This window comes from Shewanella sp. DC2-4 (genome assembly GCF_013248875.1).
In the GTDB taxonomy this organism is placed as follows: Bacteria; Pseudomonadota; Gammaproteobacteria; order Enterobacterales; family Shewanellaceae; genus Shewanella; species Shewanella oncorhynchi.
In genome coordinates, this window is the sequence record NZ_JABRVR010000002.1 from 1,143,233 (window position 1) to 1,164,144 (window position 20,912).

17 protein-coding genes and 1 pseudogene are annotated in these 20,912 nt (G+C 35.0%); all 18 read left to right on the forward strand.

All coding sequences use genetic code 11. From position 1 onward, the window contains the following. Window positions 1-100 precede the first annotated feature (100 nt). The 18 genes and pseudogenes from rfaH to HQQ92_RS05895 all read left to right on the forward strand — a co-directional run bounded on the left by rfaH (window position 101) and on the right by HQQ92_RS05895 (window position 20,818). On the forward strand, window positions 101-607 hold the full coding sequence (gene rfaH / locus HQQ92_RS05810) for a transcription/translation regulatory transformer protein RfaH (RefSeq protein ID WP_028761162.1): 507 nt from the start codon (window positions 101-103) through the stop codon (window positions 605-607). A 690-nt stretch (window positions 608-1,297) separates the two neighbouring features. Then, a complete protein-coding gene (locus HQQ92_RS05815) occupies window positions 1,298-4,036 on the forward strand; it encodes an SLBB domain-containing protein (RefSeq protein ID WP_173243816.1) in 2,739 nt (912 codons plus the stop codon). Between the two features lie 218 nt (window positions 4,037-4,254). Then, window positions 4,255-4,689 (forward strand): annotated as a pseudogene (locus HQQ92_RS05820) (four helix bundle protein). 211 nt (window positions 4,690-4,900) lie between these two features. Then, entirely contained in the window at window positions 4,901-5,875 is a 975-nt protein-coding gene (locus HQQ92_RS05825; protein WP_173243819.1) for a Wzz/FepE/Etk N-terminal domain-containing protein, read from the forward strand. 184 nt (window positions 5,876-6,059) lie between these two features. Beyond that, window positions 6,060-6,518 (forward strand): GDP-mannose mannosyl hydrolase, encoded by a 459-nt coding sequence (locus HQQ92_RS05830; RefSeq protein WP_173243822.1) that lies wholly within the window; start codon window positions 6,060-6,062, stop codon window positions 6,516-6,518. A gap of 44 nt (window positions 6,519-6,562) precedes the next feature. Continuing rightward, window positions 6,563-7,975: a mannose-1-phosphate guanylyltransferase/mannose-6-phosphate isomerase gene (locus HQQ92_RS05835; RefSeq protein WP_173243825.1), complete on the forward strand. Its 1,413-nt coding sequence runs from the start codon at window positions 6,563-6,565 to the stop codon at window positions 7,973-7,975. A 13-nt stretch (window positions 7,976-7,988) separates the two neighbouring features. Next, on the forward strand, window positions 7,989-9,428 hold the full coding sequence (locus HQQ92_RS05840; protein WP_173243828.1) for a phosphomannomutase: 1,440 nt from the start codon (window positions 7,989-7,991) through the stop codon (window positions 9,426-9,428). 90 nt (window positions 9,429-9,518) lie between these two features. Beyond that, complete coding sequence (gmd, locus tag HQQ92_RS05845; protein ID WP_173243831.1) at window positions 9,519-10,643, forward strand: GDP-mannose 4,6-dehydratase; 1,125 nt, start codon at window positions 9,519-9,521, stop codon at window positions 10,641-10,643. Window positions 10,644-10,646: 3 nt separating this feature from the next. Then, window positions 10,647-11,573, forward strand: coding sequence for a GDP-L-fucose synthase (locus HQQ92_RS05850; protein WP_173243833.1), 927 nt, complete (start codon window positions 10,647-10,649; stop codon window positions 11,571-11,573). Then, window positions 11,566-12,741 (forward strand): DegT/DnrJ/EryC1/StrS aminotransferase family protein, encoded by a 1,176-nt coding sequence (locus tag HQQ92_RS05855; protein WP_173243836.1) that lies wholly within the window; start codon window positions 11,566-11,568, stop codon window positions 12,739-12,741. Before HQQ92_RS05850 ends, HQQ92_RS05855 begins: the two co-directional genes overlap by 8 nt. An 18-nt stretch (window positions 12,742-12,759) precedes the next feature. After that, window positions 12,760-13,515, forward strand: a complete 756-nt coding sequence (locus HQQ92_RS05860) for a glycosyltransferase (RefSeq protein ID WP_173243839.1) — start codon at window positions 12,760-12,762, stop codon at window positions 13,513-13,515. Continuing rightward, on the forward strand, window positions 13,508-14,536 hold the full coding sequence (locus tag HQQ92_RS05865) for a glycosyltransferase family 10 domain-containing protein (protein WP_173243842.1): 1,029 nt from the start codon (window positions 13,508-13,510) through the stop codon (window positions 14,534-14,536). Before HQQ92_RS05860 ends, HQQ92_RS05865 begins: the two co-directional genes overlap by 8 nt. After that, window positions 14,523-15,800: a lipopolysaccharide biosynthesis protein gene (locus HQQ92_RS05870; RefSeq protein ID WP_173243845.1), complete on the forward strand. Its 1,278-nt coding sequence runs from the start codon at window positions 14,523-14,525 to the stop codon at window positions 15,798-15,800. The genes HQQ92_RS05865 and HQQ92_RS05870 overlap by 14 nt, the downstream gene beginning before the upstream one ends. Window positions 15,801-15,970: 170 nt before the next feature. After that, window positions 15,971-16,219 carry a hypothetical protein gene (locus HQQ92_RS05875; protein WP_173243848.1) on the forward strand — a complete coding sequence of 83 codons (249 nt, stop codon included), beginning with the start codon at window positions 15,971-15,973 and terminating at the stop codon, window positions 16,217-16,219. 103 nt (window positions 16,220-16,322) lie between these two features. Then, window positions 16,323-16,838, forward strand: a complete 516-nt coding sequence (locus HQQ92_RS05880) for an alpha-1,2-fucosyltransferase (RefSeq protein WP_309247086.1) — start codon at window positions 16,323-16,325, stop codon at window positions 16,836-16,838. Between the two features lie 1,011 nt (window positions 16,839-17,849). After that, window positions 17,850-18,755: a glycosyltransferase gene (locus tag HQQ92_RS05885; RefSeq protein ID WP_173243854.1), complete on the forward strand. Its 906-nt coding sequence runs from the start codon at window positions 17,850-17,852 to the stop codon at window positions 18,753-18,755. A gap of 4 nt (window positions 18,756-18,759) precedes the next feature. Beyond that, the gene (locus HQQ92_RS05890; RefSeq protein WP_173243857.1) at window positions 18,760-20,013 is read left to right on the forward strand and encodes a hypothetical protein; all 1,254 of its coding nucleotides are present in this window, start codon (window positions 18,760-18,762) and stop codon (window positions 20,011-20,013) included. Further along, window positions 20,003-20,818: a glycosyltransferase family 2 protein gene (locus HQQ92_RS05895; RefSeq protein WP_173243860.1), complete on the forward strand. Its 816-nt coding sequence runs from the start codon at window positions 20,003-20,005 to the stop codon at window positions 20,816-20,818. Before HQQ92_RS05890 ends, HQQ92_RS05895 begins: the two co-directional genes overlap by 11 nt. Window positions 20,819-20,912: the final 94 nt, after the last annotated feature.

Here is a 20,912-nt window from a genome sequence, read left to right on the forward strand (position 1 = left end):
TGGAATAGTCGAAAAATTACTTCCACCGACTTGAGCATCTTTGCTATGATTGCGACCCGTGAATGGACGTCACTTATTTATAGGGTAGTGAGATTAGCTTATGAAGGCATGGTACCTTTTGTATTGTAAACCTCGTAGTGAAGCGAGAGCACAACAGAACTTAGCACTTCAAAATTTAGAGACGTATTTGCCTATGGTCTCTGAAGAGAAATCTCAGCGCGGGCGCAAACAAGTCTGTCGTGTACCACTCTTTCCTAATTATTTATTCATCAATTTTGACCCAAGTCAGACAAGTGTCAGGCAGGTCCATTCTACTCGTGGTGTGAATCGAATCGTTAATTGTCAAGAGAAAATGACGCCCATTGACGACAGAATTATCCATGCCATTCGCATGAAAGAACTAACGCCTTCCCAAACAGTATTAGACGAAGAATTAGAGCTAAAAACGGGGGAAAAAATTCGTTTTACAGATGGCCCCTTTGTTGATCTCGAAGGCATTTTTCAAGAAAAATGCCCAAACAAACGTTGCCATGTTCTTTTTAACATTATGGGGCAGATAAAGACGGTTACTGTACCACAGCAAAGTGTGGAACGAATTTGTGTTTAAGTGCATAAGTACAAAACCTGTTGTAAGAGTAATGCTCAGTATTTTGTAAGATATTAGCTATCCTTGAAGTTGATAAAGTATTTACCAAAGCGACAAGGTGTTTAATATTTACTTAAAAATCAATTTGTTGATTTTGTTTAGGGTTTGTAGTTACATTTTTAAAATGCAACCTGTTAAGGTGTGATCTTAAAAATGGCCGTTTGAACATTAAATGTTCTATCGGTAGTGAATCTTTGAAGTAAGATTCTGTAATCATAAAGTTAGAATATAAGCTCTTATCTTAAGTGTTTACATCCTATGGTTAAGGTATTTTACTAGCGAAACTGAATGAGTCTAGAGCTTAACTATTTCTTGTAACACTGTTTTATGTTAATGAAAAATATGAATTTTCGCATCGCGAAGGGCAATATAGAAGCCGCAATCTATGGGCGGTAGCGTGTCTGAAAGACATCGAATGAATAGTTTCATTCGTTAAGCGGACGCCGAAGGCCTCGGGCCGCCACGCGGATCGGTAGCGTGTCTGAAAGCAAAAAAGGATGGCCTGTCTGCTAGAACGCCACTTCGTGGCTCTAGGTCGCTTCGCTCTAGAACGCTCGCAGGCTTGCTTTAGAATCTAGAAGGAGCGAGCGACGCTCTGTTTTTTCTAGCAACTCTGCTTTTTATCATTTTAAATCCAATCGGAGATATCTGGTGTTACAACAAATCAAACAATTCATCATAGTAGGCCTTGGCGCCACAATATTGATGGGCGCTCAGGTTCATGCCGTTACGCCATCTCCACAAATGATTGAGCAGTTCAAGCAATTACCGAAATCTGAACAGGCAAGGCTTGCTAAGCAATACGGTATTGATCCTAATATGCTTTCAGGCTCTCAGGCCCAAACTCAGGTTACAAATCCTGAAGTCGTAGGGGAAAGAGATACCAATCCTCGTGTTTCTGATGCCGATAAAAAAGCGGCTAAAGCGGAGTTAGATTTTTCTGAAGATCCCAGCAAAATAAAATTGCGTCGTTTCGGTTATGAGATGTTTGCTGGTGAACCAAGCACATTTGCACCTGTGTCAGACGTCCCTGTTCCAGGAGAGTATCTCGTCGGTCCAGGCGATAACATTAAAGTTCAGCTTTATGGTAAAGAAAATAAAGAGTATGACCTCGTCATTAACCGTGAGGGGGTTATCCAGTTCCCTGAGCTGGGTCCAATACCTGTCATGGGGCTTAGTTTCTCTGAGCTTAGAGACTCTTTATCCCAGCGCATTAGTGAGCAAATGATAGGTATTGAGTCGAATATCACTATGGGTGAGTTGCGCTCGATACGCATTTTTGTGGCCGGTGATGCCTATAAACCTGGTTCGTATACAGTTTCAAGTTTATCAACTATTACTCAGGCTCTGTTTGTCGCTGGTGGTGTTAACGAGATCGGTTCATTACGTAATGTACAGCTGAAACGTAATGGTAAACTAGTTGGTACTTTAGATCTTTATGACCTGTTAATGCGAGGTGATGCGTCGGGGGATTTAAGACTCCATTCTGGTGATGTGGTGTTTATTCCTTCTATCGGCGGCCTTGTAAGCGTAACCGGCGAAGTAAGACGCCCAGCCATTTACGAGCTAAAACACAATGAGAGCATGGCTGACGTTATCGCAATGGCCGCTGGGTTAAATACAGGAGCATATCCTAAAAGCAGTTCAATAGAGCGTTATAATAGTAAATCTTTGAAAAGCATAGTGAATGTAGACTTAACTTCTGAGCAAGGTCGAAATACACCGGCCAAAGCTGGTGACATTGTTCGCGTAAAAAGTGCGTCGGAGCAATACGAGAGTGCCATCACTATAGCCGGTGCTGTTGTTCGTCCGGGTAAATATCAATGGTTTGCCGGTCAAAAAGTGAGTGACGTATTGCCTTCTCTGTGGGGAGACTTAGCGGCTTCTGCTGATCTTGATTACGCAATCGTGATCCGTGAAGTGAATCAATACGGTGATATTGAAGTGCATCAATTCTCACCAGGGAAAGCAATTAGTGCTAAAGAAAGTGGCCAAGATCTTAGCTTAAATGCGCGTGATAAAATCATTCTGTTTAATTTTTCAGATGATATACAGAATCGCTATGAGCTAAATAAATTAGTAAAAGAGCGTGTTGAAAAAGTCACTTCTTTAAATACAAGTAATCTTTTAGGTTCAGATTTATTTAAAGCCGGTTTTGTTCAACTCGATAAAACTAAGTTATCGCAACGTACCGATCTTGCAGGTGTAGTACTAACAGATAAGAAAGAGTCTGAAGAGGCTGAGGTTGTTAAAGGTGTAGTCAATAAAATGTTGGCTAATTTATTTGACGATACAGAACTGCTTAAACTCAGTAATCAGATGGGTCGTCAAGAGTTACTTTACCCAGTAATGGTTAAATTAAATAGCCAAGGGCGAGCAGGCTCGGGTATTCAAATAGTTGCTATTGATGGACAGGTAAGAGAGCCCGGAGTATATCCACTGACTGTGGGTGCTCGGGTGAATGATTTAGTGATCGCTGCAGGTGGTTTAAAAGAAGGTGCTTATACCGCTAGAGCTGAATTAACCACTACCTCAACCGATATCAATGGCTCGAGAATTAAGCATAATAATCTTGATTTAACACAAGCTTTACAAGGAATTGAAAGTGCCAATATCCGTTTAACTGGGCGTGACATGCTAACAGTGATGACGACTCCTGATTGGCAAGAATCTAAAGTTGTTGAAATCCGAGGCGAAGTAAAATTCCCTGGGCGCTACAATATCCGCCGCGGTGAAACACTAAACGATTTAATCGCTCGTGTGGGTGGATTTACTGAATATGCTTATTTGCCATCAGCCGTATTTGTGCGCGAGTCTGTTCGTAAGCAAGAGCAAATAGAGATTAAAAAGTTAGCCGATCAATTGCGTCGAGATATAGCCACACGAGGTGTATCGCAGGATGGCACTATGGTCAATTATGCAGATGCGCAATTGATGTTGGCTGATTTAGAAAATATCAAAGCGGTAGGACGTCTTGTTGTCGATTTAGCGGCAATTTCATTAGGGATTGAACAGGCGAATATACAGCTTGAAGATGCCGATATTCTCTATGTTCCATCGACTAAGCAAACCATTGCAGTGATGGGAGAGGTTCAGCACCCAGCAACTCACAGATTTAAAGATGGCTTAACTTTAGACCAATATTTAGCTATGTCCGGTGGTGCGCGTAAACGCGCTGATGAAGACCGCACTTACGTTATCCAAGCAAATGGCTCAGTGCTAATGCCTGGTCGTTCGAGCTGGTTTAGTAGTGAAGACCAATTACAACCGGGTGATACCATTATTGTGCCATTAGATACGGAATATAAAGATAACCTAAGTCTCTGGACACAGATCACGGGTATTATCTATAACACCGCCGTCGCTGTATCAGTTATCGCAGGGTTGTAGAAGGAAGAATCTAGGACGGCCTTCGGCCTCTAGGGCGTTGCTTCGCAACTGCGAGGGGCGCAGCAAAAAACGCTGCTGCTAGGACGCCCGCAAGCTCGCTCTAGAATCTAGAAGGAGCGCAGCAACGCTCTGTTTTTAGCTTTTGCTTGTATAGTAGGCCGAAGGCCGTTCTAGCCGCGAAGCGTCCTAGATTCTAGTTTCTGTTCTCAAGGAAGATTATGCGATTCGAACAATTGGATGTTTGGAAAAGAGCCTCGCGATTATCTTGTCAAATATATCAAGTGACAGAATCAGTAAGTAATTGGGGTTTTAAAGATCAAATAACTCGTTCAGGTTTATCTGTCCCTTCAAATATTGCGGACAAAAGTGCAGGATCAACTTTTGAACGATGTGATTTATTTCATCGGCCTCGAAGAGGTGAGGTACATGGATGTACCGAATAAGGTGAAGAGCGTGAAACACTAAAAGATCAAATTCGCTTTTTGTACTATGCCAAAGGTTCATTAGGTGAGTTGGTGACTCAACTTTATATCGGCATTGAAGTTGGATATTTAGCAAGGGAACCCGCATTACTTATGGTCCAAGAGGCAAAAGAATTAGCCAAAATCTTAGGTGCAGTTATCAAACAAAAGCAAAGTAAGAGTAAAAGCTAAGAAGGACGCCACTGCGTGTCTCTAGGACGGCCTTCAGCCTCTAGAACGTTGCTTCGCAACTACTAGGATGCTCGCTCTAGAATCTAGAATCTAGAATCTAGAAGCGTAGCGCTCTGTCAAGGCGCAGCCCGCTCTGCTTTTAACTTTTGCCTTTATAGCAGCGCAGTGCTCTCGCCGCGCAGCGTACTAGAATCTAGAATCTGAAGAACCAATGAACACACAAATTACTCAAAATCCAAACACATATAAAACAGACGCGCAATTCCCTCAAACCACAAGCGATGACGAAATTGATCTTCGTGAGTTATTTGCCGTTATTTGGCAAGGCAAATGGTTAATCATTGCCATTACAGCTGTATTCGCAATTGGTGCAGTTATTTTTGCTATAAAACAACCCAATATCTATAAATCCGAAGCTTTATTAGCCCCTGCATCTGAAGAGCAAGGCGGTGGTTTAAGTGCATTAGCATCGCAGTTTGGTGGACTAGCAAGCCTTGCTGGTGTGAATCTTGGTAGTAAAGGCGGTACAGATAAAACTGAATTAGCCATTGAGGTATTAAAGTCACGTCAATTTACGAGTGATTTTATTCAAAGACATAATATCCTCGCCGATTTAATGGCAGCCGAAAAATGGGATAGGGATGCTGATAAATTAATTTATGATCCTGAACTTTACAACGAACAAACCAGTACTTGGGTACGTGAAGCTAAAGCGCCATTTAAACCAGAACCATCAATGCAGGAGGCCTATAAAGTTTTTAGCAAAATGATTGCTGTTAATAAAGCGAAAGAAACTGGCATGGTTACTATTTCAGTTGAGCATTTATCACCTGCTGTTGCGCAGCAGTGGGTCGCTTGGTTAATCCAAGATATTAACAAAGTGATGAAAGATCGCGATGTGGCTGAGGCGAATCGTAGCAGTGAGTTTTTAAATAAACAAATTGCCTTAACTAATGTGGCTGATATTCGAACCATTTTGTATAAGTTAGTGGAAGAGCAAGCGAAAACTATCATGTTTGCTGAAGTGCGTGATGAATACGTTTTTAAAACTATTGACCCTGCTCTAGTGCCTGAAGAAAAAGCAAAGCCTAAACGCGCTCTAATTTGCGTATTAGGTACACTGCTTGGAGGTATGCTAGGCGTGATGTTTGTGTTAATTAGACATTTTGTTAAAAAAGAAGATTGAAACATCTTTTTAAGAAAAAAGTCTATTAAAACTGTTTTGAAGAACAGTAAAACCTACGCTTTACAAGGAGCTTGAAGATTGACCTGTCTCAAAATGGATAAAAAGTGTATCACTCAATTATATACCAGAGCTTTAATATTGATAATACTCAATGTTGTTTAACTATAATTGGCAATAAACTCTTATGTTACCTTTTGAAACTTTTAAGACGATCATTAAAAATGCGCCATTAATTTCAATTGATCTGATAGTATCTAACCAATTAGGCCAAATACTGCTCGGTAAACGAAATAATCGTCCAGCACAAGGATATTGGTTTGTTCCTGGAGGCCGGATTCTAAAAGATGAATCAATGTCAGATGCATTTAAACGATTAACATTAAACGAATTAGGTGTTGAGTTTGATTTTAAGAAAGCGGAACTTATTGGGCCATTTGAACACTTTTATAAAGACAATGTGAGTGTTGAATGTTTTAGTACACATTATATTGCGCTAGGTTATCGATTGTTAGTAGATGAGAAATTATTAAATCTTCCTACAGAACAACACAATCAATATAAATGGATGTCAGAAGAACAATTGCTAATTGATTCACATGTACATAAGCACAGTCGATGGTATTTTGATTCTTCTGCAATATGAATCAACGATAAAAGTGACATTAAGCAATAATTCAGGAAATAAATATGATCTTACCCGTTATTATGGCCGGTGGAAATGGCAGTCGTTTATGGCCGCTTTCTCGTGAGCTTTACCCTAAACAATTTTTAACTGTCTCGGGTGAGTTATCTATGCTGCAACAAACAGCCGCACGTTTAACCGGTCTGGAACATCATGCACCATTGCTTATTTGTAATGAGGAGCACCGTTTCATTGCTGCGGAGCAAATCCGTTTAGGTGGCTTTTCCCACAGTGGAATTATACTGGAACCCGTTGGTCGTAATACTGCTCCAGCGATAGCTTTAGCTGCTTTGCAAGCACTAAAAAATTCAAAAAAAGATGAAGAGCCACTTTTATTGGTGTTGGCGGCGGATCATTTAATTGAAAATACATTAGAATTTCAAAAATCTGTCAACAAGGCTTTGCCATTCGCGCTCAACGATAAATTAGTGACCTTTGGTATTGTACCAATTACCCCTGAAACTGGTTATGGCTATATCAAAGCTGGTGAGCCTATAGAGGGTGCATTTAGTGTTGAGCAATTTGTAGAAAAGCCTGATTTGAATACTGCTCAGGGATATCTTGCTAGCGGTGATTATTATTGGAATAGTGGTATGTTCTTATTTAAGGCTTCTTGTTATCTCGAGGAACTAAAAAAATACAGTCCAGAAATATTGCTTGCATGTGAAAAAGCTATGCAATCTAGTGTTCCAGATATGGATTTTATTCGAGTAGATAAAGATGCATTCCAACATTGTCCTGATGACTCGATAGATTATGCTGTGATGGAAAAAACTACATCTTCAATTGTCGTCCCGATGGATGCTGGCTGGAGCGATGTTGGCTCTTGGTCGGCATTATGGGAGGTATCCGAAAAAGATGTGAATAATAATGTTGTTAAAGGTGATGTGATAGCAGTTAATTCAACTAAAAATTATTTACATTCCGAGAATAAATTGATCGCTGTTGTTGGTATTGATAATTTGGTTGTTGTTGAAACAAAAGATGCGATTTTAGTTGCCCATAAAGAACAAGTGCAAGATGTTAAAACGATAGTAAATCATCTAAAAGCAGTAGGGCGTACAGAACATAAAATACATCGTGAGGTATATCGTCCTTGGGGTAAATACGATTCATTGGATGTTGGTAATCGCGATCAGGTTAAGCGTATTACAGTTAAGCCAGGTGCCAAATTATCTATTCAGATGCATCATCATCGTGCAGAGCACTGGATTGTTGTTTCTGGTACTGCGAAAGTGACTAATGGTGATAAAACGATATTGCTAACTGAAAATGAGTCGACTTATATCCCTATTGGTCAAGTACATGCGCTAGAGAATCCAGGAGTGCTTCCGTTAGAGCTGATTGAAGTTCAATCAGGTTCGTATCTCGGTGAAGATGATATTGTTAGATTTGAAGACCGTTATGGGCGTATATAAGGATAAGGATAGCATGTCAGTTCAGTCTAATTTAATCAGTTCTTCAGTCATTGCTCAAAGTGGAATTACTTTTGGTACGAGTGGCGCTCGTGGCTTAGTCTCTCAGTTTACAAAAGATGTTTGTGCGGCATTTTCCATTGCATTTATCGCTGGTATGCAACGCAATTTTAGTTTCACTAAAGTTGCAATTGCAATTGATAATCGCCCGAGTAGTTATGCCATGGCAATGTCATGTGCAGGGGCTTTAAAACAGTTAAATATCGACGTTGTTTATTACGGTGTAGTTCCAACACCAGCTTTAGCTTATATTGCTCAAGAAGATGCTATTCCTGCTATTATGGTCACGGGAAGTCATATTCCTTTTGATCGCAATGGTCTTAAATTTTATCGTCCAGATGGTGAAATTAGTAAAGCTGATGAGCAGGTTATAATTACAGATCAAGTTGAGTTTACTGATCTCTACGTTCTCCCTGAATTAATCGCCAGCAATCGAGCTGCCGAAGTATATATTACCCGTTATACATCATTATTTGATACACCTTGGCTAAAAGGTAAACGCATTGGTATTTATGAGCATTCAAGTGCAGGTCGTGATCTTTATTATCGTATTTTTGAAAAGTTAGGCGCTGAAGTTATTGCACTAGAACGAAGTGATCAGTTTGTACCCATTGATACCGAAGCTGTATCTGAGGAAGATAAAGCAAAAGCTATCAAGTGGTCTGAAGAATATAGCTTAGACGCCGTTTTCTCAACAGATGGTGATGGTGACCGGCCACTCATGTCTGATGAAAATGGCCATTGGTTACGTGGTGATATACTCGGCTTACTCAGCGCTGAAGCTTTAAATATTGAGGCGCTTTCAGTACCTGTAAGTTGTAATACAGTTATTGAGTCGTCAGGACGTTTTACACATGTAGTACGTACTAAAATTGGCTCACCCCATGTGATTGCTGAATTCGCTAATTTAGCTAAAAAATTTGGTTCGGTGGCAGGCTTTGAAGCCAATGGTGGGTTTCTATTAGGCAGTGATGTTAAAGTAAATGGCCAAGTGTTAAGCGCTTTACCTACGCGAGATGCAATTCTTCCAGCAATTATGTTATTAGTCGCTGCGGGTGATGATGGTATTTCAAAATTAGTTGATGCTATTCCAAAACGTTTTACGCACAGTGATCGTATTCAAAATTTTGCGATTAACAAGAGTGCATCAATAATAGTGCAAGGTAAAGCCGATCCGAATAGGCTATTTACGCAGTTAGGTTTTGAAAATTTTGAAATAGAAAACATCGATATAACTGATGGATTAAGAGTGACATTCAGCAACAGATGTATTGTCCATATACGTCCATCAGGCAATGCGCCTGAATTACGTTGTTATGCCGAAGCTGAGAGCTACGATATTGCAAGTGAGTGCGTTGTAAAAACACTTATCAATATCCAAAATATAGAAATATAAATTAAGGCATTTAGGTTTAAATACCAATTTTTTGAGTTAAATAATTTTATTGCAGTCATTATTGAGAAATAACATTCATTAGGAAATTCCATGTTAAAGAGTAAAGTTGCGTTAATAACCGGAATCACAGGTCAAGATGGTTCATATTTAGCTGAGTTATTATTGGAAAAAGGTTATGAGGTTCATGGTATTAAACGCCGTGCATCATCATTAAATACTGAACGTGTTGATCATATTTACCAAGATAATCATGAACAGAATCAACGGTTTTTCCTTCATTACGGAGATTTAACAGACTCTTCTAATTTAACGCGTATAATTAAAGATGTGCAACCAGATGAGGTATACAACCTTGGTGCACAATCACATGTAGCAGTTTCATTCGAATGTCCTGAATATACTGCCGATGTTGATGCAATGGGGACTCTTAGATTATTAGAGGCTATTCGTTTTTTAGGTTTAGAAAAGAAAACTAAATTCTATCAGGCTTCTACCTCTGAATTATTTGGTGAAGTTCAAGAGGTACCACAGAAAGAAACCACACCATTTCACCCTCGTTCACCTTATGCCGTTGCTAAAATGTATGCTTACTGGATTGTGGTAAACTATCGTGAGTCTTATGGTATGTATGCCTGTAACGGGATTTTGTTTAACCATGAATCACCTCGTCGTGGTGAAACCTTTGTTACACGTAAAATTACTCGTGCAATTGCAAATATTTCTCAAGGTTTAGAGAAATGTTTATATCTAGGAAATATGGATGCTCTGCGCGACTGGGGTCACGCTAAAGATTATGTACGTATGCAATGGATGATGCTTCAGCAAGAAATAGCTGATGATTTTGTTATTGCTACAGGTAAGCAAATTAGTGTTCGTGAATTTGTAAAATTATCAGCCAAAGAAGTAGGTATTGAGCTTGAATTTACAGGAAAAGGACTTGATGAGATTGGCTGTGTAAAATCGATTATAGGTAATGATGCTCCCGCTTTAAAAATCGGTGACATCATTGTTAAAGTCGATCCTCGATATTTCCGACCTGCTGAAGTAGAAACATTGTTAGGTGATCCGTCAAAAGCAAAAGAACAGCTTGGTTGGGTACCTCAAATAACTGTTGAAGAAATGTGTAGTGAAATGGTTGCTAACGATTTACAAAAAGCCAAACAACATGCAATTCTAAAAGCGCATGGCTATACCACATCTGTTCCAGTAGAGTAATAAATGAAAATATTATTAACCGGTGCCAATGGTATGGTTGGCAAAAACATTCTTGAAGCGGCTGTAAAGCATAGCCATGAATTTTTGTCTCCAGGAAGTTCGCAACTTAATCTGCTGGATGTAAGTGCCGTCAATCAGTATATATTAGAAAATAAGCCAGACATGATCATACATGCAGCTGGTATTGTTGGCGGTATTCAAGCAAATATGGCTCAACCTGTTAAGTTTCTAGTAGACAATATGAGAATAGGCTTAAACATATTAACTGCATCAAATGATAATGGTGTGGTTAATTTTTTGAATTTAAGTAGTTCATGTATGTACCCTAGAGATGCTATTAATCCGTTATCTGAAAATTTGATTTTGAAAGGGGAATTGGAACCGACCAATGAAGGTTATGCTTTAGCTAAAATAACTAGTACTCGTTTATGTGAATACATCTGTGCAGAAAATGAACAGCGGAAGTATAAAACGATTATCCCTTGTAATCTTTATGGCCGCTTTGATAAGTTCGAACCAAATCACTCTCACATGATTCCTGCTGTAATACGTAAAATAGATAATGCCGTGAAAGCTGGATTATCTGAAATCGATATATGGGGTGATGGTGAAGCACGGCGTGAATTCATGTATGCAGAGGATTTTGCCGATTTTATTTTTTATGCTATAGATAATTTTGAATCAATGCCACAAAATTTAAATATTGGCCTTGGTTCAGATCATACAATCAATGAGTTTTATCAAGCTATTGCCAGTGTTGTTGGTTATACAGGCTCATTTAAGCGTGATTTGAGTAAACCAGTTGGGATGAGGCAGAAACTTATTGATAATAAAAAGCTCACTGAATTTGGCTGGAGTCATAAAACGAGCTTAAAAGTGGGCATTGAAAAAACATATGAATTTTATTTAGGAGAATATTGTAATGATTAATTATTCCTTAGCGAGTAGCACTTGGGATGATAGGGAATACTCTGCAATTCAGCGAGTCATTGAATCTGATATGTTTTCGATGGGTAAAGAAGTTGCACAGTATGAAAAAGATTTCGCTGAGTTTTTTGGTTCTAAATATGCGTTAATGGTCAGCTCAGGTTCTACAGCTAATTTGTTAATGATAGCTGCATTGTTCTTCACAAAAAATGCATCGCTGAAATTAAAAAGGGGAGATGAAATTATAGTCCCTGCTGTTTCTTGGTCAACGACTTATTTTCCACTTCAGCAGTATGGATTAAAAGTAAAATTTGTTGATATAGACCGTAGCACGTTAAATATGGATTTAGAAAAGCTAGAAGCTGCTATTACTGATAAAACACGGGCTATTTTATCAGTAAATCTGTTAGGTAATCCTAACGATTACAGCCGTATGCATGAAATTATTGCTGGTCGACATATTTTTATTCTTGAAGACAATTGTGAATCCATGGGAGCTACCATAGAAGGTAAGCAAGCGGGTACATTTGGCGTTATGGGCACCTATAGCTCATTTTTCTCTCATCACATAGCAACCATGGAAGGTGGATGCGTAGTAACAGATGATGAAGAGCTTTACCACATCCTACTTTGTATCCGTGCCCATGGTTGGACTCGTAACTTACCAAAGTTTAACAAAGTAACTGGTGAGAAGAGCGATGACCATTTTGAAGAGTCATTTAAATTTGTTTTGCCTGGCTATAATGTCCGCCCGTTAGAAATGAGTGGTGCATTAGGTATCGAACAACTTAAAAAATTGCCAAGCTTTATCGATATGCGTCGTAAAAATGCTAAATTATTTCAAGAATTATTTTCAAATCATCCATTTATTGATATTCAGCAAGAAACAGGCAAAAGTAGTTGGTTCGGATTTTCATTAATATTAAAAGAAAATGCTCCTTATAAACGCGCTGATCTAGTTAAGATCCTTACTGAAAACGGTATCGAGTGTCGACCAATAGTTACGGGAAATTTTCTTAAAAATAAAGAAGTACTTGAGTACTTTGACTATGAAATTTCAGGGACTTTTGAAGCTGCTGAGTATCTCGATGCACATGGGTTGTTTGTCGGAAATCATCAAAATAATATAGAAAAAGAAATTAGATTGTTAGCTGAAGTTCTACAGCCATAGTAAAGCGAGGAGGTCTTCATGCCTAAGATATCTATAATAATGCCAAACTACAATGGTGATAAGTTTTTAGAAAGAGCCATTGTTTCATTTATAAATTCTTCATGGTTAAATAAAGAGTTAGTAATTGTTGATGGTAAATCAACAGATTCATCACATACTTTAATATCTAAATATGTTGAAAAAAATAAAAATATTATTTGGCTAAATAATCCTGATGATGGAATATCTGATGCAATAAATATCGGATTGTCATATACATCTGGAGATATTATTGGTTATCTTGGGAGTGATGATCTTCTTCTCCCTGATGCCTTACATTTAGTAGCCCAATATTGGAAGCTAATACCGTTTGATGGCCTGTACTTTGATTCATATACATATGATTATAAGTCGAACACTACAAAATATAGAAATTGTCCTAATGTAAGTTTCTCAGTAAATAACTTATTGAGATATGGGACAATAGTAGGATTGCAAAATATCTTTTTCGCGTCTGATATTTTTAAAAATTATAAGTATGATGTGGATAACAAGTATAGTATGGATTATGAGTTTTATTTACGAATACTCCATAAATATAGAAATTTTGTACATGTAAAACATCCATCATCTATAAATATTGCACATGATAATATAACTAACTCACTTGAATTAAAACAAACGAAAGAAGCTTTTCGTGTAACAAAAAATTATTGTACTAAATTATTATCTATAAATAGTTATTATATTTATAAACGTAAATTTTTAAATATGTTAAGGCGATATAATGGTTAAGGTTTGTTATTTTATTGATGGGTATTTTAATAATATCATTTTCGATTTATTAAATAAAAAAATCAATCGAGATAATTATGCTTATAGCCATTATCTTTTTAAGTTAAATTCTGAGCTTTTAGATATTAACGTCTCAACTTCAGATATAAATACATTTGAAAGTTCACAGTTTATTATTTTCCATGATATGTATGATTTAGATGTTGGGTTAATAATCGAAGATAAAATAAAATGGTTGATTTTATTTGAATCAGAAGTTATTAGACCATTGAATTGGGTTGTTAAAGATCATAATTTATTTGATAAAGTGTTTACCTGGAATGATGACTTGGTTGATAATGAAAGGTATTTTAAAATAAATTTCTCACATAAATTCCCTGATAGTAAAGCTGCATATCGTTCTGGAATGAAACCATATAATGAAAAAAAATTATGTACGTTAATTGCTGGTAATAAAAAAATAAGTCATGAATTAGAGCTATATTCAGAACGAGTAAAAACTATCAGGTGGTTTGAAAAGTATGCTTTTGACGATTTTGAATTTTATGGTGCAGGTTGGGATTTGTATTTATCTAATAATAGATACCTTCGTTTTATTATGACTAAATTTATGAAAGTAAAAAATATTTACTTTCCCTCATATCCTTCTTATAAAGGCATGGTAGAGAGTAAATATGAAACATTGCTTAATTATAAGTTTGCTATATGTTATGAAAATGCTCAGGGAATTTCAGGCTATATAACAGAAAAAATATTTGATTGTTTTTTTGCCGGTTGCGTGCCCATATATTGGGGGGCGCCAAATATTACGGATCACATACCTTCTGATTGTTTTATCGATCGCAGAAAATTTAGCTCCCACGAAGAGCTTTATAATCACATCAAAAATATGCCTGAAAGTGATTATCTAGCAATTCAGAATAATATTGAAAACTTTATTTTCTCTAGTTTAGCAGACCCTTACAGAGCGGAAACATTTGCAAATACGCTTGTGGAACACATTTTAAATGACCAAAAATAGTAAAGACTTTTTAGTTGTTATTTTAGGTAAAATTAGTCAAGTTTTATTGACTTTTGTAACTTTAAAACTTTCCACATCTTTATTAACGCCTGATAATATGGGCCAGGTATATTTATTTACAACTATTTATACTTTTTTTGTGTTTTTTCTTATCAGCCCCATTGGTCAATATTTTAATCGATATACTCATCAATGGGAAAATGATGGTGTGCTGTTAAATAAATTATATATTTATTTCTGTTATATGTTATTTATTAGTATTGGTGCGACTTTTGGTGCTTATTTTATATATGATTCTGGGGTTGTTGATGGTTTTGCTTTACCAGTTTTTGTTTCTTTAATTAGTTTATTTGTTTTAGTTGTTAGTGCAAACCAAACGGTTATTCCACTATTAAATATGCTTAATTATAGAGTGAGCTTTACCGTTCTTACTTTTTTCACTAGTTTGATCTCATTGATTAGTAGTGTTGTTATTCTAAATTATTCAGAAAAAACAGCAGTGTCATGGTTAATAGGTATTGTTTTTGGCAATACACTAATATTATTCATTGGCCTTATATATCTAAAAAGAATATTAGTGGTTCAACGTAAATCTATAAATAACATTATGGGAAATAAATTTTTTTGTAAGATTAAACTTGCTGAAATTATAAGATTTGCTTTGCCAGTTAGTATTGCCACTATTTTTATGTGGGCACAGAATTCTGGTTACAGAATAAGTATTGAAAATTATAAGGGAGCACATTACCTCGGCTTAATTGGCATTGGTTTAATTGTATCTACACAGTTATCTAGTGTTGTCGAATCAATTTTAACTCAGTATTTACAGCCAATCTTTTATCGAAATCTGCAAGGTGCTAATGTTGAAACTCGTTGTAAATCTGTTAATTCTTATCTAAATATTACAATTCCTATATATTTTGCATTAGCGATTTTTTTGACTTTTTCAATTGAATACATATTCCCGGTGTTAGTCTCATTAGAATATAAAAATGCATCTATATATTGTATTTATGGTGTCTGGATTGAGTTTTTTAGGATGATGTGTAATTCGATTTCTGTAGTTTCACATTCTGAATTAAAGATGAAGGGCTATATGTATTCATATGTTATTGGTGCTTTGTTTACAAACTCTTTAGTGTATTATTCTTCAACATTGTCTCTTAGCTACGATTTTATTCCATTGTCATTAGTTATTGGTGCGTTAGCTACATTTATTGTAATGTTTATAAATATGAAAAAAAATTATGACTTTTTCAATTAGGTTTAATTCATTATTGTTGAGCGTGTTTACTGTTGCACCATGTGTTTTTTACTTTCATTTTATGACCATAACAACTGTGGTAGATTTTTATTATTTTTTATTTTTATTTATGGGTGGTTTACTTTTTTTATGTGGTCTAGTCGTATTCTATTTTGTAGAGAGGAAGTTTCATGGTTAAGGTAAGAATTATCGGAGGTTTAGGTAATCAAATGTTTCAATATGCAGCGGCTAAATCATTGGCTACTAAACTTAATACCGATGTGTCAGCAGATGTAAGTGCATTTAATTCTTACGAACTGCATGGTTTTGGTTTAGATAAATTAAACTGCATATGCCATTTCGACACAAAAAATAAGTTTTTTTTGAGGCTTATACTTTTTTTCTTATATAAACAAATTTTTCAGGAACTTCGTTTATAATATTTTTTAATGTTTTTTAAAGAGGTTGATTTAAAATATGATCCTAGTATAAATAAATGTGATAATAAGGTGTATTTATTAGGTTATTTTCAGTCTGAAAAATATTTTTTATGATATAAGAGATTCGTTGATAAAAGAATTCACCCTTAGAAATGCTCTAAATACTTATGAGTCAGAAAATGAAAAATTAATTGACAATAATGAAAGTGTAGCCATTCATATTCGACGTGGTGATTATATATCTAATGAGGAATCTAATTCCATACATGGTATATGTGATAATTCTTATTTTTATAAATCTTTAAACTATTTAAGAAGTAATAATATAGTTTCTGATAATGCTAAGCTATTTATTTTTTCAGACGACATTCAATGGTGTAAAGAGAATTTGAAGTTTGATTTTTCAACGGTATTTATTGAGGGTGATTCTAAAAGGCCTGAAGTAGATATGCACCTTATGTCAAAATGTAAACACCAAATAATATCTAATAGTACGTTTAGTTGGTGGGGGGCTTGGTTGAATACAAATCCTGATAAGTGTATCATTGCTCCTAAACAGTGGTTTAAAACAACGCTTGATTCAGTAGATATCATACCTAAACAATGGGTTCGTATCTAGATAACGATTAAATTTCTAATTTAGAGAATTGTTAATTCAAATTTTTGGTAGATTTTATTGGTCGAAATTTGGTTAATGATTTTTGCTCCCTGAATTAATCTGTAAATATTTTTATTTTAGGTTAAAATCCATTTGTAACTATTGATATTTTTTTTCATATTTAACGGTTTTTTAAGGATGAAATATATTAAGTGATGTGCTGTGAATCTATCAGTTGTATATTGTCTGATGCCTGACTTAATGCCAGTATTTTAAAATTAAAATCCTAAAACGATATTGAAAATAATCTTACAGGTTTAATTTGATTGTGCAATTAATGGAGGTATATACTATTTTAAATAGTATTTTCTGTCATATGATACTTTATTTATATAGTGCTTATCCAATATGCTCATGTTAATAATGCATCAATACCTAAATGTTCATGCTGATTTGTAAATATTGAAATGCAATTTTATTTTCTATTTGTAAGTATCCATACGGTTTTTAACCAATAATTTTTAGAGATTGCAAATCTATATTGCTCTGTTTCATTCATAGACAAAGGTCAAGGTGCAATTGCTTATTTTGTTTTTAGAATTATGATTGGTAATGTGATTAATGTGATTAATGTGATTAATGTGATTAATGTGATTAATGTGATTAATGTGTGGAAATAGTTACCTATATAGAAAAGTTTGCATGTTGATGATTTAATTTTTATGCAGTTAAAAACTGCGATGGAAATTTTGTTTGCACTTATAATTCTGGGCTAGGATATTCTGTTTTTTATACAATATCTTCAATTGAATCAATTACAGGTTTTAAAGTTAATGAAGGATGTTAATTATAAGGATCCGAGCTCATCAGTTTAATGCGGAAGTGTAGTTTGCACGTTTTAGATACTAAAAAATGCTTCTCTAGAGGCATACACATGATCTAAACCATGGAATATAAAATTTTTATTTCTATTTGAATCAAAGTGATAAGTAATTTAATTATTTTTTTATTAAATTATATATAGAGGATCCTATGGCTAGTCCTATTGTAAGTGTTATCATGCCGGTTTATAATGGTGAACGTTTTTTAGTTGATGCTATAGAGTCAATTCTTAACCAAACATTCACCGATTTTGAGCTTATTATTATCAATGACGGTTCTACTGATGCGTCTTTATCAATTGCTAGGAAATATCAAGAATTAGACGAACGTGTTTTATTAGTATCACAGGATAATATCGGTCTAATAAAAACGTTGAATAAAGGGATTGCACTTGCTAGGGGGGAATATATTGCAAGAATGGATTCGGATGATATCTCGATTGACAATAGGATTTTTGAGCAAGTTAATTTACTCGAGAAAGGCTATGATTTATGTGGCTGCCATTTCCACTTCATTACAGAGTCTGGCCAGTTAAGTAAGTCTAGAGTTGTTTCAATTGATCCTGGTTTTCAATCTATCATTCTTACTCGCTCGACTCCCTTTGCACATGGTTCTGTATTGATTAGAAAGTCATTTCTGACTGCTAACAATTTACATTATAGCGATAATAAGTATCGGTCAGCTGAAGACTATTATTTATGGGTGCAATGCTATAATAACGGGGCGAGAATTACTAATGTGGATAAATATCTTTTTTTATATAGAGATTTTAGTTCTTCACTTTCAAAAACTAATGCAAAAAAAAATCTTGGAGACGCAAGATTAATTTCTAAAAAATTCATTAAAAATAATTTTAATAAAATTGAACATGATCTTATATTGCGACTTTCTATTAAAGCGGAACTAAATTTATTCGAGCAAGAACAGTTGTCTTTCTTTTTGTTTAACACGCTACTAAAGCGTTCATTAATTAAAAGCTTTAAGTATCTTCGTTATATAACTCCTGATGTAAAGGTGGTTGGTTTTATTCGTTTTCTCAAATCAATTTTAAGTTAAAATTATGACTTGTCATAGTGCTGTAAATAATTTAAGTTTTAATAAAACTGATAATTTTGTTTTTTTTATATTTGTTCTTTCTCTTCTTTTTTCAGGTTCTAATGTATACGCATTAGCATATCCTTTATTAAAGATGTTGGTGTTTTTGGGTTTTATGGGCATTTTCTATCGTTTTAACTTTAGTCTTTACAATGTAAGGTCTCGGTTTGTTACGATTCATGTATTAATTTTAATTTTTATTTGGCTTCTTTTTTCAATTTTTTCATCAATAACACAAGTTAATGAAGAAATGTTACCTCTTACTTTTCGATATGTATCCTACTTTTCTGTTTTAGTATTAATAAGTTTACAAAGTAGTGATGTTTCATACTTGTTTTATAAGTGGTATAGTACTCTGATGTACTATATTTCTTTATTTTCATTTATATCTTATATATTGAGTGTTTTTAACATTACAGAGATGGTCGAGCTTGTCTCTAGTGATAGTCGAGTTTATTTTACTACATTTTTTAATATTGTCATGTCTGACTCTAAAATTAGTTTTGGAAATGTGACATTCTATCGCTTCCAGTCTATTTTTGAGGAGCCCGGAACTTTTGCTTTTTTACTTATACCAATAATATATTGGTATAAACTAATGGATTATAGTAGAATTAAATTATTTAGTGCTATTTTAATGCTTTTTTGTACACTATCTATTGGCGCTATGTTTTCTATCTTATTCGTAGTTGCTTTTTTTTGTCTCTTAAGGAAGCCATTGCTTTTTTTTCCATTTTCTTTTGTTGTGGTGTTATTCTTTGTATTAATTTGGTACTTTTCTCCAGACGTTTCTGATTTCTTATCTTATAAGCTAGGTGTTGGCAAATATGATGGGCAACATTCATCCTTTGGAGTTCGTATTCTAGAAATTTCATATGTTCTTGAAAGCTTAACATCTAGTATCTTTGGTGTTGGTTTCTCACCTTCAAACTTGTATCATGCATTTGGAAATAGTGTTTCTGTTGGCTTATTTCGATTAGTTATTTTCTCTGGTGCAGTCGGTGGTGTTGCTATTTTGTTGGTTAATATTATTTTATTTTCCTACTCCTTGGTAATGTTGTTAGATAAAAATAATGTTTCAGTCTTTGTTGGGTTCACTATGATGTCAATTTTACTTATGGGAGTTCAGAGGAGTACTTTTATGGACGGTTTTTTATTTATTTCATTATTTTCTTTCTTGTTGAAATTTAAAGTTGTCAGGGGGGAGCTTGAAAAGTAATACTATATGTTCAGTATCCGTAATCATACCATTTTACAACGCTGGTAAAACTATTGATGTCGCATTAACTTCTGTTTTTGAACAAACACTTTTGCCAAGCGAGATCATAATCGTAGACGACTGTAGTAATGAGAATAATGCATTTTTACTCAATAATTTGATAGAAAAGATTAATAGGTGTTTATCAACGGCAATACCTATTAAATTAGTTACTCTTGATTTTAATAGGGGGGCTTCTTATGCAAGGAATATTGCTATAACAAATGCACAGTGTAAATATTTGGCATTCTTAGATTCTGACGACAAATGGTATAAGAATAAATTAAAGTATCAGTTTGAGTTTATGGAGGAAAACTCACTATTTATGACTGGGCATGGTTATATATTTGATTTAAATAAATCTTCTTTCAAAGAAGTGCCCTTTAGTTATAGTTTGGTAAATCGAGTTCAATTTATTTACACTAATCCTTTTTTCACGCCCACAGTCATGGTTAGACGTGATAGTTTCAAGCCCTTTGATTGTTCTTTTAGAAGAGTGGACGATTATAAATGCTGGATAGAAAATTACACACCTGATTCTGTTGCTATTATTCATAATAAGCTTGCTGGAGGGTTTAAACATCCTATTGGTTCTGGTGGGCTTACAGGTTCATTAAGTAAAATGCATGATTCCTATATTGAGGTTTTGAAGTCTTTGTATGGTGAAAAAAAAATTTCTTTACGATTTTTCTATCTTGCTAGATTAGTAGAGTGCGTTAAGTATCCGTTGCGTATTATCAGAAATAAGTTTAAATTTCTATTTTAATTCAATTTTTTAGTGCATTGTTAACTGATGATTTTTCTTGTGATAGATGAGTTTTTCTCATTTTAGTTGGTTTTTTGCGAATATGTAATTTTTA

Coding starts and splice junctions, on each gene's coding strand:
- rfaH (WP_028761162.1), top strand. CDS start 101: ATGAAGGCATGGTACCTTTTGTATTGTAAACCTCGTAGTGAAGCGAGA.
- HQQ92_RS05825 (WP_173243819.1), top strand. CDS start 4,901: ATGAACACACAAATTACTCAAAATCCAAACACATATAAAACAGACGCG.
- HQQ92_RS05830 (WP_173243822.1), top strand. CDS start 6,060: ATGTTACCTTTTGAAACTTTTAAGACGATCATTAAAAATGCGCCATTA.
- HQQ92_RS05835 (WP_173243825.1), top strand. CDS start 6,563: ATGATCTTACCCGTTATTATGGCCGGTGGAAATGGCAGTCGTTTATGG.
- HQQ92_RS05840 (WP_173243828.1), top strand. CDS start 7,989: ATGTCAGTTCAGTCTAATTTAATCAGTTCTTCAGTCATTGCTCAAAGT.
- gmd (WP_173243831.1), top strand. CDS start 9,519: ATGTTAAAGAGTAAAGTTGCGTTAATAACCGGAATCACAGGTCAAGAT.
- HQQ92_RS05850 (WP_173243833.1), top strand. CDS start 10,647: ATGAAAATATTATTAACCGGTGCCAATGGTATGGTTGGCAAAAACATT.
- HQQ92_RS05855 (WP_173243836.1), top strand. CDS start 11,566: ATGATTAATTATTCCTTAGCGAGTAGCACTTGGGATGATAGGGAATAC.
- HQQ92_RS05860 (WP_173243839.1), top strand. CDS start 12,760: ATGCCTAAGATATCTATAATAATGCCAAACTACAATGGTGATAAGTTT.
- HQQ92_RS05865 (WP_173243842.1), top strand. CDS start 13,508: ATGGTTAAGGTTTGTTATTTTATTGATGGGTATTTTAATAATATCATT.
- HQQ92_RS05870 (WP_173243845.1), top strand. CDS start 14,523: ATGACCAAAAATAGTAAAGACTTTTTAGTTGTTATTTTAGGTAAAATT.
- HQQ92_RS05875 (WP_173243848.1), top strand. CDS start 15,971: ATGGTTAAGGTAAGAATTATCGGAGGTTTAGGTAATCAAATGTTTCAA.
- HQQ92_RS05885 (WP_173243854.1), top strand. CDS start 17,850: ATGGCTAGTCCTATTGTAAGTGTTATCATGCCGGTTTATAATGGTGAA.
- HQQ92_RS05890 (WP_173243857.1), top strand. CDS start 18,760: ATGACTTGTCATAGTGCTGTAAATAATTTAAGTTTTAATAAAACTGAT.